The organism is Mameliella sp. AT18, assembly GCF_028807275.1.
In the GTDB taxonomy this organism is placed as follows: domain Bacteria; phylum Pseudomonadota; class Alphaproteobacteria; order Rhodobacterales; family Rhodobacteraceae; genus Antarctobacter; species Antarctobacter albus.
The window spans coordinates 20920-36212 of the sequence record NZ_JARAMO010000075.1 but is presented as its reverse complement, the minus strand read 5'-3'; the positions used below and the strand labels follow the sequence as shown (position 1 = coordinate 36212).

General features: G+C 65.4%; 15 protein-coding genes. 8 read left to right on the top strand and 7 right to left on the bottom strand.

The window, feature by feature from the left end; genetic code table 11:
* Positions 1-137: 137 nt before the first annotated feature.
* On the top strand, positions 138-371 hold the full coding sequence (locus PVW46_RS10120; protein ID WP_043142272.1) for a GlsB/YeaQ/YmgE family stress response membrane protein: 234 nt from the start codon (positions 138-140) through the stop codon (positions 369-371).
* Between the two features lie 97 nt (positions 372-468).
* A complete protein-coding gene (locus PVW46_RS10115; protein ID WP_069207982.1) occupies positions 469-1458 on the top strand; it encodes a glutathione S-transferase family protein in 990 nt (329 codons plus the stop codon).
* A gap of 6 nt (positions 1459-1464) precedes the next feature.
* On the opposite strand, the gene PVW46_RS10110 is transcribed toward PVW46_RS10115, so the two are convergent.
* Complete coding sequence (locus tag PVW46_RS10110; protein ID WP_315900623.1) at positions 1465-1821, bottom strand: response regulator transcription factor; 357 nt, start codon at positions 1819-1821, stop codon at positions 1465-1467.
* 242 nt (positions 1822-2063) lie between these two features.
* Here PVW46_RS10110 and PVW46_RS10105 point away from each other — a divergent pair, with 242 nt between their 5' ends.
* On the top strand, positions 2064-3239 hold the full coding sequence (locus PVW46_RS10105; RefSeq protein WP_069207984.1) for a lytic murein transglycosylase: 1176 nt from the start codon (positions 2064-2066) through the stop codon (positions 3237-3239).
* A gap of 75 nt (positions 3240-3314) precedes the next feature.
* On the opposite strand, the gene ade is transcribed toward PVW46_RS10105, so the two are convergent.
* A complete protein-coding gene (gene ade / locus PVW46_RS10100; RefSeq protein WP_069207985.1) occupies positions 3315-5009 on the bottom strand; it encodes an adenine deaminase in 1695 nt (564 codons plus the stop codon).
* A 146-nt stretch (positions 5010-5155) separates the two neighbouring features.
* On the opposite strand from ade, the gene choX reads away from it, so the two are divergent.
* Positions 5156-6076: a choline ABC transporter substrate-binding protein gene (gene choX, locus PVW46_RS10095; protein ID WP_069208150.1), complete on the top strand. Its 921-nt coding sequence runs from the start codon at positions 5156-5158 to the stop codon at positions 6074-6076.
* A gap of 32 nt (positions 6077-6108) precedes the next feature.
* Here the strand turns inward: choX and PVW46_RS10090 are convergent, their stop codons facing one another.
* Entirely contained in the window at positions 6109-6630 is a 522-nt protein-coding gene (locus tag PVW46_RS10090; RefSeq protein WP_274575822.1) for a glutathione S-transferase family protein, read from the bottom strand.
* A gap of 246 nt (positions 6631-6876) precedes the next feature.
* Here PVW46_RS10090 and choW point away from each other — a divergent pair, with 246 nt between their 5' ends.
* A complete protein-coding gene (choW, locus tag PVW46_RS10085) occupies positions 6877-7707 on the top strand; it encodes a choline ABC transporter permease subunit (protein WP_069207986.1) in 831 nt (276 codons plus the stop codon).
* Positions 7704-8717 (top strand): choline ABC transporter ATP-binding protein, encoded by a 1014-nt coding sequence (gene choV, locus PVW46_RS10080; RefSeq protein WP_069207987.1) that lies wholly within the window; start codon positions 7704-7706, stop codon positions 8715-8717. The genes choW and choV overlap by 4 nt, the downstream gene beginning before the upstream one ends.
* Here choV and PVW46_RS10075 read toward each other — a convergent pair.
* A complete protein-coding gene (locus tag PVW46_RS10075) occupies positions 8714-9322 on the bottom strand; it encodes an enoyl-CoA hydratase/isomerase family protein (protein ID WP_043142244.1) in 609 nt (202 codons plus the stop codon). The two genes, choV and PVW46_RS10075, sit on opposite strands and share 4 nt — an antisense overlap.
* The gene (locus PVW46_RS10070) at positions 9319-10074 is read right to left on the bottom strand and encodes an SDR family oxidoreductase (RefSeq protein ID WP_043142242.1); all 756 of its coding nucleotides are present in this window, start codon (positions 10072-10074) and stop codon (positions 9319-9321) included. Before PVW46_RS10070 ends, PVW46_RS10075 begins: the two co-directional genes overlap by 4 nt.
* Positions 10075-10227: 153 nt before the next feature.
* On the opposite strand from PVW46_RS10070, the gene PVW46_RS10065 reads away from it, so the two are divergent.
* Positions 10228-11757 (top strand): DUF2125 domain-containing protein, encoded by a 1530-nt coding sequence (locus PVW46_RS10065; RefSeq protein WP_069207988.1) that lies wholly within the window; start codon positions 10228-10230, stop codon positions 11755-11757.
* 67 nt (positions 11758-11824) lie between these two features.
* Here the strand turns inward: PVW46_RS10065 and PVW46_RS10060 are convergent, their stop codons facing one another.
* Positions 11825-12577: an SDR family NAD(P)-dependent oxidoreductase gene (locus tag PVW46_RS10060; RefSeq protein ID WP_069207989.1), complete on the bottom strand. Its 753-nt coding sequence runs from the start codon at positions 12575-12577 to the stop codon at positions 11825-11827.
* A 73-nt stretch (positions 12578-12650) separates the two neighbouring features.
* Positions 12651-13898, bottom strand: coding sequence for an FAD-dependent monooxygenase (locus tag PVW46_RS10055; protein ID WP_069207990.1), 1248 nt, complete (start codon positions 13896-13898; stop codon positions 12651-12653).
* Positions 13899-13946: 48 nt separating this feature from the next.
* Between PVW46_RS10055 and PVW46_RS10050 the strand changes: the two genes are divergently transcribed.
* Positions 13947-15275, top strand: coding sequence for an amidase (locus PVW46_RS10050; protein WP_069207991.1), 1329 nt, complete (start codon positions 13947-13949; stop codon positions 15273-15275).
* Positions 15276-15293 lie beyond the last annotated feature (18 nt).

The window sequence follows — 15293 nt, the reverse complement described above, 5'->3', positions numbered from 1 at the left end:
CCCGAGGGTATTTGGAAAACCAAAGAAGCGGCGGGGCCGCTCCGGGTGCCGGCAACGCGCTCATCAATTCCCCATTGCGCCGCCGTCCCGCTCGCCTATCCTGCCCATAGAGACGCGCCAGCCCAACAGGAGCACGCATGCATATCGTCTGGCTCATCATCGTCGGCGCCGCCGCCGGTTTCCTTGCCACCCGCATGATGAGGATGGAAACCGGCATCCTGCCGACCATCGCCATCGGCATCGGCGGGGCGCTGATCGGCGGTCTTGTCCTGCGCTTCCTGCTGACCATGACCGGGCTTCTGGCGGGACTCGTGGGCGCGGTGCTGGGGGCCTTGCTGCTGATCTGGGTCTGGCAGACCTTCATGCGGTAGACGCGCATGTGCGTCAGCACAGGCCCCCTGCGCGCCGGTTGGCCTTGGTGCGCGGGCCTTGTGGCTCTACCTCCTTGCCAAGTCAAAGGAGGACATCATGGGACAACTTGTTGAGGGCACCTGGCACGAGGGCTGGTATGACACCGGAAAGACCGGCGGCAAGTTCGTGCGGTCGGAGTCGAGCTGGCGCAACTGGATCACCGCCGATGGCGCCCCCGGCCCGACGGGCGAGGGCGGGTTCAAGGCCGAACCGGGCCGCTATCATCTCTATGTCAGCTATGCCTGTCCCTGGGCGCATCGCGCGCTGATCTTTCGCCAGCTCAAGGGGTTGGAGGACCTGATCACCGTCAGCGCCGTGCATCCGGACATGCTGGGCGACGGCTGGACCTTCGAGACCGACGACAAGGGCGCCACGGGCGACACTCTGTATGGCCTGCCCTTCCTGCGTGACATCTATACCAAGGCCGATCCGCAGGCGACGACCCGCGTCACCGTCCCGGTGCTCTGGGACAAGCACCGCGAAACCATCGTCTCGAACGAAAGTGCCGAGATCATCCGCATGTTCAACAGCGCGTTCGATGGGATCACCGGCAACACGCAGGACTTCTGGCCAGAGGCGTTGCGCGAGGCGATCGAGCCGGTGAATGCACGCATCTACGACACGCTGAACAACGGCGTCTACAAATCGGGCTTTGCCACCACGCAAGAGGCCTATGACTCCGCCGTTCATCCGTTGTTCGACACGCTGGACTGGATCGAGGACCGGCTGTCGCACAACCGCTACCTGATGGGCGACCGGATCACCGAGGCCGACTGGCGGCTGTTCACCACGCTGATCCGGTTCGACAAGGTCTATCACGGTCACTTCAAGTGCAACCGTGCCCGGATCGTCGATTATCCGAACCTCTGGGCCTACACCCGCGAGCTATACCAGTGGCCGGGCGTGGCAGAGACGGTGAATTTCGACCATATTACGCGACATTACCACTATAGCCACGAAACGGTGAACCCGCATCGCATCGTGCCCATCGGGCCGGAGCTGGATCTTGGAGCGCCGCATGGGCGTGACCGGCTGCGCGCGGCCTGAACCGCGTCAACCCGCGCGGGCGTAGTGCCGGACCATCGTGGCCAGGTCGTCGGGCGAAGTGCTGCTGGGCAGGAAGGCGCAGGCATTTGCGCAGAGATTGAAGATCGACCCATCCGAAAAGAAGGTCGTGTTGGTGACGAAGATGATCCGCGCCTCGGGTTGGCGGAACTGCGCCAGGTCGGAGACCGCCAACGCGTTGCCGCCTTCCAGCACCACGTCCAAGATGATGATGTCGAAACTCTGTGCCGCAAGCAGGTCAAAGGCGACCTCCTCGGTGGAGGCCGTCCAGACACGGGCACCTCCACGCTGGATATGCCTCTGCCACAGCTGAGCCAGCGGCTCGCTGTTTTCCACGATCAGCACGTTCAAGCGACTCTCCTCGCACCCAGCACCGGGGCAGACCATCCCCGGTGAACCGTTCCTTGCCTTCATCATGTGTTCACAGGAGTGAAGAAACGGTTAATTGCCATGAGAATTTTGAATAAACGGTAAATACCCGCCCCGGTTGTCGGGAATACGCCATCAAGCGCCCGTGCCGTGAAGCATGCTTGCCCCGGGCGCCGGTGTTGATACTGTGCTGCCAAAGAGAGCAAGCGAGGAATTCCATGCGGTTTTCGGCAATTATCGGTGCACTGATGCTGGCGGGCGCGGCTCAGGCGCAGAACGTGCCCTGCGGCGGCAGCTTTGGCGCCTTCGTCGACGGTCTGGCGCAAGAGGCGGTCACGCAGGGACATGACCCCGCCACGGTTCGGCAGTTTTTCGCCAGCGCCCAGCAAAGCGATGCCGTGTTGCGGGCCGATCGCCGTCAGGGGATCTTCCAGGATCCCTTCATCACCTTCTCGCGCAAGCTGATCAGCCAGTACCGGTTGGATAAGGGGCGCCAGATGGCGGACCGCTACGACTCCGTCTTTGACCGGATCGAGCGGGAATTCGGCCTCTCGCGCGGTGTCCTGCTGGCCTTCTGGGCCTTCGAGACGGATTTCGGTGCCTTCCAGGGCGATTTCAACACGCTCAACGCGCTGGTGACGCTGGCGCATGACTGCCGTCGTCCGGAAATCTTCCGGCCGCAGATCTTCTCGGCGCTCAAGCTGTACGAGAACGGCGATTTCGATCCGCGCACCACGACCGGCGCCTGGGCCGGTGAGATCGGCATGGTCCAGATGCTGCCCAAGGACATCCTGATCAACGGTGTCGATGGGGACGGCGACGGCCATGTGACGCCCAAGACCTCGGCTCCGGATGCGCTGATGTCCGGTGCCAAGATGCTGTCGCATCTCGGCTGGCGCCCGAACGAGCCCTGGCTGCAGGAGGTCGAGCTGCCCTCGGACCTGGATTGGTACGACACGGGCATGCACGCCACCAAGACGGTTGCGGAATGGGAGCAGCTGGGCGTGCGCGGCAAGCACGGCGCACTGGACGATGGCCGTCTCGAGGCATCGATCGTGATCCCGCAGGGCCGCAAAGGCCCGGCCTTCATTGCCTATCCGAACTTCAGCATCTACTTCGAGTGGAACCAGAGCTTTACCTACGTCCTGACCGCCGCCTACTTCGGCACGAGGCTGGAGGGTGCGCCGGTCTATGACGCGGGCAACCCAGAGCCGGGCCTGTCGGGTGAGCAGATGAAGCGCCTGCAGTCCAAGCTGGCCGCGCGCGGCTACGATGTGGGTGAAATCGACGGCATCCTTGGTGCGGGCACCCGTGACGCGGTACGCAACGTCCAGCGCGAACTGGGCCTGCCCGCTGATGCCTGGCCGACGCCTGCGCTGCTGAACCGTCTCTAAGCGGGACAAGGATCGGATTGCATGACGTTTCGGCCCGTTCGGGCCGAAACTATCTGGCGGCGGGAGGATCTTGCCTTACCCGATGATCTCGAAGCGGTTCACGTCCACCATGCCGCGATCGGTGATCTTCAGTGCCGGGATTACCGGCAGCGCCAGGAAGGCCAGTTGCAAGAAAGGTTCTTCCAGCGTCACGCCCAGCGATTTCGCCGCCGCCCGCAGATCGACCAACCGGGCGCGGACCTCTTCGAAGGGCTCCAGGCTCATAAGTCCTGCAACGGGCAGCGCCAGTTCGGCCAGCACCCGTTCGTCCCGCGCCACCACGAAACCGCCCTCGATCTCTGACAGCCGGTTGGCGGCCACGGCCATGTCGGCGTAATCCACGCCGACGCAGGCGATGTTGTGGTGGTCGTGGCAGACAGTCGAGGCAATGGCCCCGGCCTGCAGGTCAAAGCCCTTAACGAAACCCGTCGCGATATTGCCGTTCCTGCCGTGCCGTTCCACCACGGCGATGCGCACCAGGTCGCGGGTGACGTCGGGCGCCTTGTCACCGTCCACGATGGGAATGTCCTCGTGCAGGTGATCGGTCAGGATCTGGCCCTCTCGGATGCCGATCACATCCGTTTCGACCCGGTTCGCCCGCGCCCGGAAATTCTCGGGTGAGACCCGCGGCGCCTTGACCGAAGCACGCCCCACGGGCGCCACCGTCTCGCGGGCCGCAAACGCCGCCTCCAAGAGCACCACGCCGCCCGCAAGCACCATCCGCGCGTCGCAAGCCTCCAGCGATCCGATGGCCACGATGTCTGCCCGTTTGCCCGGCGCGATCATGCCGCGATCCTTGAGGCCAAAGGCCTCGGCCGCCGAAAGGCTGGCCGCGCGATAGACCGCCAGGGGCGACGATCCCAGCCGGATCAACTCGCGGATCATGTAATCCAGATGCCCGTGTTCGCCGATGTCCAGCGGGTTGCGGTCGTCGGTGCACAGGCACATGTAGGGCGCCGTCCGTTCATTCAGCAGCGGTTGCAGCGCATGAAGGTCCTTGGAAACCGAGCCTTCGCGGATCAGCACCCGCATCCCCTTGCGCAGCTTCTCCAGGGCTTCATCCGCGCCGGTCGCCTCGTGCTCGGTCCGGATGCCCGCCGCGACATAGGCGTTCAGGTCCGTGCCGGACAGCAACGGGCAATGCCCGTCCACATGGCCGCCCTCGAACAGGCGCAACTTGTCCATGCAGCCGGGATCGCGATGGATCACGCCGGGGAAGTTCATGAACTCCGCGAGACCCAGGCCCGAGGGATGCCCCATCAGCCCGGCGATCTCTGCCGCGGTCAGTTCGGCCCCGGCGGTTTCCATGTGGGTCGAGGGCACGCAGGACGACAGTTGGACCTTGATGTCGATCAGCGTGTGCCGGCTGGCCTCCTGGAAATAGCGCACGCCGGCCTCGCCGATCACGTTGGCGATCTCATGCGGGTCGCAGATGGCCGTCGTCACCCCGCGCGGACCCACGCAGCGGTCGAATTCAAAGGGCGTGACCAGCGAGGATTCGATATGCAGGTGGGTGTCGACGAACCCCGGCACCAGGATCAGGCCCGAGACGTCGATCACCTCGCGTCCCTCGTAGCGGTCCATGATGCCGACGATCGTGTCACCGCAGATCGCGACGTCGCCGTCCAGAAACTCGCCGGTGATCAGGTCGAACACCCGCCCGCCGCGCAGCACCTTGTCCGCCGGTTCATCCCCGCGCCCCTGCGCGATGCGCTGTTCCAGATCCGCCATGATCCTGCCTTTCGAAAATTGCCTCGTACCGGATGATGGCACAGCGCTTCGCCACCTGCGAGACCTTCCGCCGCCGGTTCCATCCCGGTTGCATTGGGGCCAAAGGCACGATCTACTCACGCGCAAAACCAACCAGGGAGATTTCCATGACAAAGACCCTCACGTCCGCGCTTGCGCTGAGCCTCGTTGCGGGCACCGCGATGGCCGAATGCGGCAGCGTCACCTTTTCGGATGTCGGCTGGACCGACATCACCGCCACCACTGCCGCCACAACGCTGGTCCTGGATGCGTTGGGCTACGAGACCGACATCAAGGTGCTGTCCGTTCCGGTGACCTATACGTCGATGGCCGAGGGCGACATCGACGTCTTCCTGGGCAACTGGATGCCGACGATGGAGGCGGATATCGCGCCCTACCGTGAGGCGGGCACCGTCGATACCGTGCGTGACAACCTGCAGGGCGCCAAATACACGCTGGCCACCAATGCCGTGGGCGCCGCACTGGGGATCGCGGATTTTGCCGATATCGCCAGCCATGCGGATGCGCTGGACGAGACGATCTACGGAATCGAGCCGGGCAATGACGGCAACCGCCTGATCATGGACATGATCGACGCCGACGCCTTTGGCCTCAGCGCCTTCGAGGTCAAGGAAAGCTCGGAGCAGGGGATGCTGGCACAGGTCGGTCGCGCAGTGAAGCGCGACGAACCCGTGGTCTTCCTGGCCTGGGAACCGCACCCGATGAACGCCAACTACGACCTGACCTACCTGACCGGCGGCGACGACTACTTTGGCCCCGACCTGGGTGGGGCCACGGTCTATACCAACACCCGCGCGGGCTACGTGGATGAATGCCCCAATGTCGGCGCGCTGCTGAAGAACCTCGAGTTCACCCTCGCGATGGAAAACGAGATCATGGCGCTGATCCTCGACGAAGGCGAAGACCCCGAGGATGCCGCCAGGACCTGGCTTTCGGCCAATACCGGCGTGTTGGACGGTTGGCTGGACGGCGTGACCGCAATGGACGGTGGTGACGCCAAGGCCGCCGTCATGGACGCGCTGAAGTGATCGCGGCGGGGGCGCCACGGCGCCCCCATCGGTCAGCCTTCGTCCTGTTGCGGCATCAGGGCATTGTCCATGTCCTGCGCCCGCACCGCCGCTTCACGCCCCATGATCCGCGCGATGTAGGGGGCAAAGGCTGTGCGGTCGGGCAGGGTGCCGAACTGCCGCCCCCAGGCTATCTGCGAGCCCAGGTAGACATCGACCGCCGAGAACCGGTCGCCAAGCAGGTAGGGCCGCCCGTCGGAGAGCAGCCCCGCCAGCGTATCCGTCACCGCCTCCAGGTTGCCCCAGCCGGCCCGGCCATAGGCCTGCTCATCCTGCGTGTCGAAGCCGAAAGACGCCGCCGTCACCGCCGCCTCGACCGGCCCGGCGGCAAAGAACAGCCAGCGATAGTAGGCGCCCCGCGCGTCCGATCCGGGCTCTGGCGCCAGTGCGGCCTCGGGGAAGGCATCGGCCAGATAGGCGCAGATCGCTGCGCATTCCGTCACCACCACCTCGCCATGCACCACGGTCGGCACCTTGCCCATCGGGTTCAGTGCCCGGTACACGGGGGTCTTCATGGCGGGGCCATAATCCAGGACTTCCGTCCGGTTGGGGGGCGCCGGTTTCTTCCAGCATCCAGCGGGCGATGCGCCCGCGCGACATGGGATTGGTGTAAAAGGTGATGTCACTCATGATCTCTCTCCGGCTTCCGCACGGTCAGGCTCTCATGGCGCGCGCTCGTCACCAAGCGTCAATCGGGAAACCCGCTTCACATCTGGCGGCACAGCCCTCATGCTTTGGTCAGGGAACGAAAGGGATGACATTTGGACTGGCTGACCGAGCACAAGCTCCCCGTAGGTGATGCCGCGGAGGCGGTCTTTGACTGGTTGCAGGAACACGGAGGCTGGTTTTTCGACGGCATGGCCGTGGCGATGGAGGCGCTGATCGACGCGATCCTCTGGCTGTTGCAGACGCCACATGAAATGCTGGTGGTGCTGCTGTTCACCGCCGCGACCGCCGCGCTGCACCGCAGTTGGCAGGTGCCCCTGATGGTCTTCCTGGGCTTTCTCTTCATCCTCAACCAAGGCTACTGGGAGGAGACGACCGAAAGCCTGACACTGGTGCTCTCGGCCTGCGTGGTCTGCATGGGGGTCGGCGTGCCCGTCGGCATCTTTGCCGCCCACAATCCCGGTCTCTACCGGTTCCTGCGTCCGGTTCTGGACCTGATGCAGACCCTGCCGACCTTCGTCTACCTGATCCCGGCCATCGTCTTTTTCGGCATCGGCATGGTGCCGGGCCTGATTGCCACGGTGATCTTTGTCGTGCCCGCGCCCATTCGCCTGACTCACCTGGGCATTTCCTCGACGCCCAAGGCGCTTTTGGAGGCGGCGGATGCCTTTGGCGCCACGCCGGGGCAAAAGCTGTGGAAGGTCGAGCTGCCCAGTGCGCTGCCGCAGATCATGGCCGGGCTGAACCAGACCATCATGCTGTCGCTGTCGATGGTGGTGATCGCGGCGCTGGTCGGCGCCGACGGGTTGGGCGTGCCCGTGGTGCGCGCGCTGAACCGGGTCGACACGGGCCTTGGGTTCGAGGCGGGGCTGATCATCGTGGTCGTCGCCATCATGCTGGACCGTGCCCTGAGGTGGAAACAATGAGCGCTGTCGCCTTCGAAAACGTCTCGATCATCTTCGGCGACCGCCCCGCCAGCGCGCTGCCCCTGGCGGATGCAGGCAAGGACCGGGGCGAGATCCAGTCTGAAACCGGCCAGGTGCTGGGCGCGCATGACTGCACGCTCAGCGTCGAGGAGGGCGAGATCGTCGTGCTGATGGGGCTTTCCGGATCAGGCAAGTCGACGTTGCTGCGCGCGGTCAACGGGCTGAACAAGGTCGCGCGCGGGCGGGTGCTGGTGAATGACGACGGCGACATGGTCGACGTGGCCAGCTGCACCGCCGCGCGCCTGCGCCGTATCCGCCAGCGCCGCGTGGCGATGGTGTTCCAGCAATTCGGTCTGCTGCCTTGGCGCACCGTGGCCGAAAACGTGGGCTTCGGGCTGGAACTGGCGGGGCAGGGGGGCAAGGAGCGCACCGAGACCGTCAAGCGTCAGCTTGCGCTGGTGGGGCTGGCCGATTGGGGCGATCGCAAGGTCGGTGAGTTGTCCGGCGGCATGCAGCAGCGCGTGGGCCTGGCCCGTGCCTTTGCCACCGAGGCGCCGGTCCTGCTCATGGATGAACCCTTTTCGGCGCTCGATCCGCTGATCCGCACCCGTCTTCAGGACGAATTGCTGGACCTGCAGAGTGAGCTGAAACGTACCATCCTGTTTGTCAGTCACGACCTCGACGAGGCCTTCAAGATCGGCAACCGCATCGCCATCATGGAAGGCGGCCGCATCGTCCAAACCGGCACCCCGCGCGAGATCTTCTCGAACCCTGCTTCGGACTATGTCGCCGATTTCGTCGCCAACATGAATCCGCTGGGCGTGCTGACCGCACGCGACGTGATGGAACCTGGCACGGGCAACGGAGCGGGCGAGATCGCGGCCGAAACCCCGATCCGGGACCTGATGCCAAGGCTGAAAGAGGGGCCTCTGACCGTGACCGAGGCGGGCGCGGCGCTGGGTCGTGTGACCTCCGACAGCGTCATCGCGCGGCTGTGTGCGAACAGCTAGACGATCAATCCCTTGATCGCACGGGCGTGTTCCGGACCAGCGCCCACCGTGTCGGTGGTCAGCGCGCGCGCCTCGGCCAGCACGTCGCCCTCGACCAACCGGTCTATCAGGCCCCAGGCCTGTGCCTCTTCGACCGGGATCTTCTGGCCCGCCATCAGGATCATCTTGGCCCTTGCCGGACCCACCAGTGCCACGAGGCGCTTGGCGTCTGACGGTTGCGGCAGAAAGCCCAGCTTCATCACCGGGTAGAACACCTTGGCGCCGGGGACCGAGATTCGCAGATCACAGGCCAGCGTCATGCCCATTGCCCCGCCCGCGACGGTCCCGTTCAGCGCGCAGATCGTCAGACCGGGATGCCGGGCAATCGCGCCTGACAGCCGTTCCCACAGTGGCGAGACAGCCAGACCCGCCTTCGCGGCTTCGAGATCCGCACCGGCGGAGAACACCTTGCCCGCACCGGTCAGGATCAGCGCCCGGGCGCCCGTCTGGGCATCCTCGGCGATGTCGCACAGCTCTTCGAGCATCCGGGCGGTCAGCGAGTTGGCCTTTTCGGGCCGGTCGATCGTGGCGATCCACAGCCCGTCGTCGCGGTCCAGACGGATCATGCCAGTCCCACTGCCTTGCGAATGCTCTCATCCCGCAGGGAAACCTCGTCTCCCAACCAGCCGTCCGCCGCGTCGGAACACATCCAGACCAGCGTCTTGGCAACCCATTCGGGCGGGATATGGGCCGACCAGTCCAGCTGGCTGACCGGGTTTATGCCGCTGGCCTTGATCTCGCGCTGCATCTGCGTGGCCACCGTCCCGGGGGAAAGCGAGATCGCCCGCATCCCCTGGTCGCGGTATTCCTTGTCCATCATGCGGGTCAGCATCAGCGCACCGGCCTTGGACGAACAGTAGTGCGACCAGCCCTCGACAGGCCCGTGCGCCGCGCCAGACCCGATGGTCAGCACCGTGCCGCCGCCGGAGTCGAGCATCACGGGCAGCGCCGCGCGCATGCCGTGGAACACTCCCTTGAGGTTGATGTCAATCACCTCTCCCCAGGCCTCGGGATTGGCATCGGCCATGCGGGCCACGGGTTCGATCACGCCGGCGTTGTTCACAAGGATGTCCAGGCTGCCGTGCGCCTGAAGGCATTTGGTCACCGCCTGTTCCACCTCCCAGTAACGGGCGATGTCGCAGGGGATCGCCACCGCCTGTTCGCCGATCTCGCCGGCCAGGTCCGCGATCGCCTCGGCAGAGCGCGCGACCAGCGCCACCCGTGCCCCCGCCGCGGCGAATGCCCGCGCCGCCTCGGCCCCGATCCCGCGGCTTGCGCCCGTGATCAGTACCGTTTTTCCGCTCAGATCGCTGCTCATGCCCAGTCTCCTGATGGAATTGGTGATTTGCGCCACAAATGGCGTCTCGCAACTGTCGTAATCGCTCAATAGTATGGAATCCAGTCCCTTGACCGGCCCCGAGAAGGCCTTGACACTGCACCCATTCGTTTGCCCCGACAGAGAGGAGATATTATGAAACGCTACGCAACAGCCTCTGCGCTGGCCATCGTGGCTATGGCCGGACAGGCTTGGGCCGATGTCACGCCCCAGCAGGTCTGGGACGACTTCGAAGCATACATGTCCAACTTCGGCTACCAGATCACCGCCACAGAGACGATGGAAGGCTCGTCGCTGGTGATCTCGGACATGACGATGGTCGTCACCATCCCCGAAGAGGATGGCCTTGTCCGCGTGACCATGCCGCCGATGACCTTTGCCGAAGCCGGTGAAGGCAGCGTGTCCATCACCTACCCCGAGGTGGGCGAGGTCATGGTCTACTTCGTCGAAGACGATGACGAGGTCGTCGGCGAAATCGTGCTGGAAATGACCCACACCGATCTCGAGATGCTGGTGTCCGGCAACCCCGGCGATCTGACGTACACCTACTCGGGCGAGCGTGTCGCGCTGGAACTGACCCGCGTCTTCGACCACGAGGACCAGGAAGAGTACGGCCGCGACGTCATCAGCGCCACGATGAGCATGGGTCCGCTGTCTGGCACCTCGCACATCATGAAGGACGAGGCGATGCGCAGCATCGATCAGGACATGACGATGGGCGACCTGGCCATCGATGTCAGCTTTGACGAACCCGATGGCGACGATGCCTTCATGTTCTCGATGGCCCTGGCCGGGCTCAGCAGCACCGGCACCACGCGCCTGCCGCTGGATCTGGACGTCGAGGACCCGACCTCGATGTTCAAGAACGGTGGCATGGTCGACGCGGTGCTCAAGCACAACGGCGGCAAGACAGAGTTCAGCCTGAACGAAGGCGACGGCCCGACCACCGGCATGTTCAGCTCTTCCGGTGGCGAGTTCGGCGTGGCCGTGTCGGAAACCGACCTGTCCTATCGTCTGTCGGCTGCGGATCAGACCGTTGCGATGTCCGGCCCGGAACTGCCGTTGCCGATCAACGCCGCGCTGGGCGAGGCCGGTTTCTCGCTGGCCATGCCGCTGTCGCCCTCCGAAGAGCCGCGCCCCGCGTCGCTGTCGCTGACCCTGGGCGGGTTCACGATGGACGACATGTTGTGGAACATCTTTGACCCGGGTGAGGTGCTGCCCCGCGATCCGGCCACCGTCGCCTTCAGCCTCGATGCGATGGTCACGCCCTTCATCAGCCTGCTGGACACGGATTCGATGGAAAAGCTGGGCATGACCGGCGGTATGCCGGGTGAGCTGAACTCGCTGACGCTCAACAGCCTCGTGGTCGATGCCGTGGGTGCGATGGTCAAGGGTTCGGGCGCTTTCACCTTCGACAACAGCGACTTGCAGACATTCGGCGGCGTGCCGCGTCCCGAGGGCAAGCTGGACGTATCGATCGCGGGTGCAAACGGTCTTGTCGACAGCCTGATCTCGATGGGTCTCCTGCCCGAAGAGGACGCGATGGGCTTTCGCATGATGATGTCGATGTTCACCGTGCCGGGCGAAGACCCCGACACCGCGACTTCGACCATCGAGATCAACGCCGAGGGCCACGTCCTGGCCAACGGTCAGCGCATCCAGTAAGCCGCCGCACCGGCGCAGTCGAAAAGGGCGGGGACTTCCCCGCCCTTTTTACGTTTGGCTGTCGTGTTCAGGCTCGCAGGGCCGGCAGGCCCACGCCCGTGGAATCGAACCCGCCATCCACTGCCACGATCTGCCCGCTGACATAGGATGCCTTTTCCGAGGCGAGAAAGACGATCACCTCGGCCAGTTCGCGCTCGCTGCCGTAACGGTTCAGCGGGATCGAGTCGTGGTAGGCCTGGATGATCTCGGGGCTGTGCACGGCAATCGAAAGTTTTGTCTTGACCGGGCCCGGCGCCACACAGTTCACGCGAATGCCGAATTCACCCAGCTCGGCGGCGTGCTGCTTGGTCAGGTGGACGACCGCGGCCTTCGAGGTGCCATAGGCCACCCGCAGCGTCGAGGCGCGCAGCCCGCTGATCGAGGCGATGTTGACGATGGCCCCCTGAGTTTCCTTGAGGTAGGGCGCCACCGCCTGCGAACAGAGGAAAACACCGTCCAGGTTGGTTTCCATCACGCGCCGCCACATCTCGAAGTCGCAGTCCTCGATGGGGCCGAACTCGGCCACGCCGGCGTTGTTGATCAGCGCGTCTATGCGTCCCGCCCAGCCATGCGCTTCGCGCACCATCGCCGCCACGTCCTGCGGGTTCGACACGTCGCGTACCAGAGGCAGCACGTTCTTTCGCGTGGCGGTCTGTTTCAGTAGCTCGTCCCCGTCGCGGTCCAGCATCGCCACCTGCCAGCCGTTCTCCAGGAACAGGTCCGCCGTGGCCAGCCCGATGCCGCGCGCGGCGCCGGTGACGATTGCGCATTTCTTGTCCATTGATGTCCTCCCGATCTTCTGCCGCGCACTCTAGGCAGCCCGCAGATCGGGGGGAAGCCCCGTCAGAAACGTGTCAGGTCCGCATCAGGTCCGGCAGATCGCCGGTCAGACCGGCCGCCTCGCGGATAAAGCCGCGGCGCAGGCCCGGCGCCGCGTTGATCGCCGCCATGCCAATGTCGCGCGCGGCCCGCAATAGCGGGTTGTCGTTGGAAAACAGCCGGTTGAACAGGTCGGTGGAGGCAGCCAGCGTCGCCGTGTCGAACCGTCGCCATTGCGTGTAACGGTCCAGCACACCCGGCGCCGCGATGTCCTCGCCGCGTCTTGCCGCATGTGTGATCACATGTGCCAGAACCGCCACGTCGCGCAGCCCCGCGTTCAGCCCCTGGCCCGCGATCGGGTGCATCCTGTGCGCCGCGTCGCCCACTAGCGCCACCCTGTCCGCCACGAAGGCCCGCGCCAGTGACAGTGTCAGCGGATAGGTGAACCGCGCTCCGGCAAGGGAGATCTCGCCGAGGAAATCGCCGAACCGCGGGCGCAGCACCTGCAGGTAGTCCTCGTCGGGTAGCGCGTTGATCGCCTTGGCTCGCGCGTCGGTCTCGCTCCAGACGATGCTGGAGCGGTTGCCGGTCAGCGGCAGGATGGCCAGCGGTCCGGCGGGCAGGAACAACTGGTGTGCCACGCCGTGATGCGGTTCTTCGTGCGCAATGGCGCAGACCAGCGCGGTCTGGCCATAGCTCCAGCCCATGCGCCGGATACCCGCCCGGCGCGCGACACCGCTTTTCTGCCCGTCCGCACCCACGATCAGGCGCCCGCGCAGCACCGTTCCATCCGCCAGCGTGACCGCCGCGCCCTCGGGCGTGACGTCCTGCGCGGTGACAAGGCTTTCTGCGCGATGTTCGATCAGGTCCGAACCCGCCAGCGCGGCCAGCAGGGCGCGGCGCAGGTAACGGTCCTCGATCATGTAGCCCATCGGGCCGTCCTCGATCTCGGCGCTGTCGAAATGCAGGCCAAGGAAGACGCCTGCATCGCCCACCCGCCCGTCCGAGACCTTGATCTCGTTCATCGGCTGGGCGTGATCGGCCAGCGCACGCCAGATCCCCAGCCGATCCAGCATCCGCTGCGACGACCGTGCCAGCGCGTATGAACGGCCATCGAAATCCTCGGCCTCGCGCGTGTCCAGGGGCAGGGCATCCACCACGCAACTGCTCAGCCCGGCCTTGGCGGCGGCGAGGGCAAGGGCGGGGCCGTTCAAGCCGCCACCGACTATGATCAGGTCATGTTCCATGCGGCGCAATATGGACGTGCGCACGGGATTGTCCATGCGCCCGCCTGCCGCTACCGTCGCCGCGCGAGGACAGGGAAGACGAGAATGACGAATTGGACAGAGATGAGTGCCGCGGACCTGGGACGCGGCATTGGCAGGAAAGAGATCGACCCGGTCGCGCTGACCGAGTATTTCCTGAATGAAATCAACGCACACCCCCTGCGTGACCGGATCTATGCCCGGCTGACCCCGGACCGCGCCCTGGCCGAGGCCGCCGCGGCGAAAACCCGCGCCGAGCTCGGCCTGCGGGTGCATCCGCTGGACGGTGTGCCGATCAGCTGGAAAGATCTCTATGACACTGCCGGCACGGTGACGGAGGCCGGTTCTGCCCTGTTGGCTGGGCGCATCCCCGCCCGCGACGCCGAGGTGCTGCGGACCGCGACGCAGAACGGTCTGGTCTGCCTGGGCAAGACCCACCTGTCCGAACTGGCCTTTTCCGGCCTTGGTCTGAACCCGGTGACGGCCACCGCGCCCTGCGTGAACGATCCCGACGCGGTGGCGGGCGGATCGTCCTCTGGCGCCGCGGCCTCTGTCGCCTTCGGGCTGGCGCCGTCGGGCGTCGGGTCGGACACCGGTGGATCTGTCCGCCTGCCCGCCTGCTGGAATGACCTCGTGGGGCTCAAGACCACCTCGGGCCGGCTCAGCCTGAAAGGCGCAGTCTCGTTGATTGCCAGTTTCGACACGGTTGGCCCGCTTTGCCGCTCGGTCGAGGATGCGGCCCTGATGCTGTCGGCGCTCGAAGGCGCACCGGCGCCTGATCTGCGCGGCACCAGCCTGAAGGGGCGCCGCTTTGCCGCGCTGCAGACCGTGGTGATGGACGACCTCGACCCGGCCCCGGCGCAGGCTTATGCCCTTGCGCTGGACAAGCTGCGCGCCGCCGGTGCGATCGTCGAAGACCTCGACTTCCCCGAGATCATCACGCCGCATGAGCAGTCGGCCATGCTCTACACCTCCGAGGCCTGGGCCACCTGGCGCGACGAGATCACGGCCCAACCCGATGTCATGTTCGCCCCCATCCGCGAGCGATTCGAGGCAGGCGCCGCGCATTCCGCCGCGGATTTCATCGCCGCATGGAAGACCGTGCACGCCATGCGCGCCCGCTGGGCCGAGGTGACGGCAGGTTATGATGCGGTGCTCTGTCCAACCGCGCCGAACCTGCCGGAAAAGGTCGAAACCCTGATGGAACTGGGCGAGACCTATGTGCAGGCCAACCTGCGTACCCTGCGCAACACGAGGATCGGCAACCTGATCGGCGGCGCCATCGTCACCCTGCCCACGGGCATCCCGTCGTGCGGCGTCTCCTTGATGGGTACGCCGATGGGCGAACATCACCTGTTGCGGATAGCCAGCGCCGCCGAGGCCGCAATGGCCTGAGGATTTCGCGCCACTGCG

Bases quoted from the DNA above. Each gene is read 5' to 3' on its own strand.
- PVW46_RS10120 (WP_043142272.1), top strand. From the start codon at position 138: ATGCATATCGTCTGGCTCATCATCGTCGGCGCCGCCGCCGGTTTCCTT.
- PVW46_RS10115 (WP_069207982.1), top strand. From the start codon at position 469: ATGGGACAACTTGTTGAGGGCACCTGGCACGAGGGCTGGTATGACACC.
- PVW46_RS10105 (WP_069207984.1), top strand. From the start codon at position 2,064: ATGCGGTTTTCGGCAATTATCGGTGCACTGATGCTGGCGGGCGCGGCT.
- ade (WP_069207985.1), bottom strand. From the start codon at position 5,009: ATGGCGGATCTGGAACAGCGCATCGCGCAGGGGCGCGGGGATGAACCG.
- choX (WP_069208150.1), top strand. From the start codon at position 5,156: ATGACAAAGACCCTCACGTCCGCGCTTGCGCTGAGCCTCGTTGCGGGC.
- PVW46_RS10090 (WP_274575822.1), bottom strand. From the start codon at position 6,630: ATGAAGACCCCCGTGTACCGGGCACTGAACCCGATGGGCAAGGTGCCG.
- choV (WP_069207987.1), top strand. From the start codon at position 7,704: ATGAGCGCTGTCGCCTTCGAAAACGTCTCGATCATCTTCGGCGACCGC.
- PVW46_RS10075 (WP_043142244.1), bottom strand. From the start codon at position 9,322: ATGATCCGTCTGGACCGCGACGACGGGCTGTGGATCGCCACGATCGAC.
- PVW46_RS10070 (WP_043142242.1), bottom strand. From the start codon at position 10,074: ATGAGCAGCGATCTGAGCGGAAAAACGGTACTGATCACGGGCGCAAGC.
- PVW46_RS10065 (WP_069207988.1), top strand. From the start codon at position 10,228: ATGAAACGCTACGCAACAGCCTCTGCGCTGGCCATCGTGGCTATGGCC.
- PVW46_RS10060 (WP_069207989.1), bottom strand. From the start codon at position 12,577: ATGGACAAGAAATGCGCAATCGTCACCGGCGCCGCGCGCGGCATCGGG.
- PVW46_RS10055 (WP_069207990.1), bottom strand. From the start codon at position 13,898: ATGGACAATCCCGTGCGCACGTCCATATTGCGCCGCATGGAACATGAC.
- PVW46_RS10050 (WP_069207991.1), top strand. From the start codon at position 13,947: ATGACGAATTGGACAGAGATGAGTGCCGCGGACCTGGGACGCGGCATT.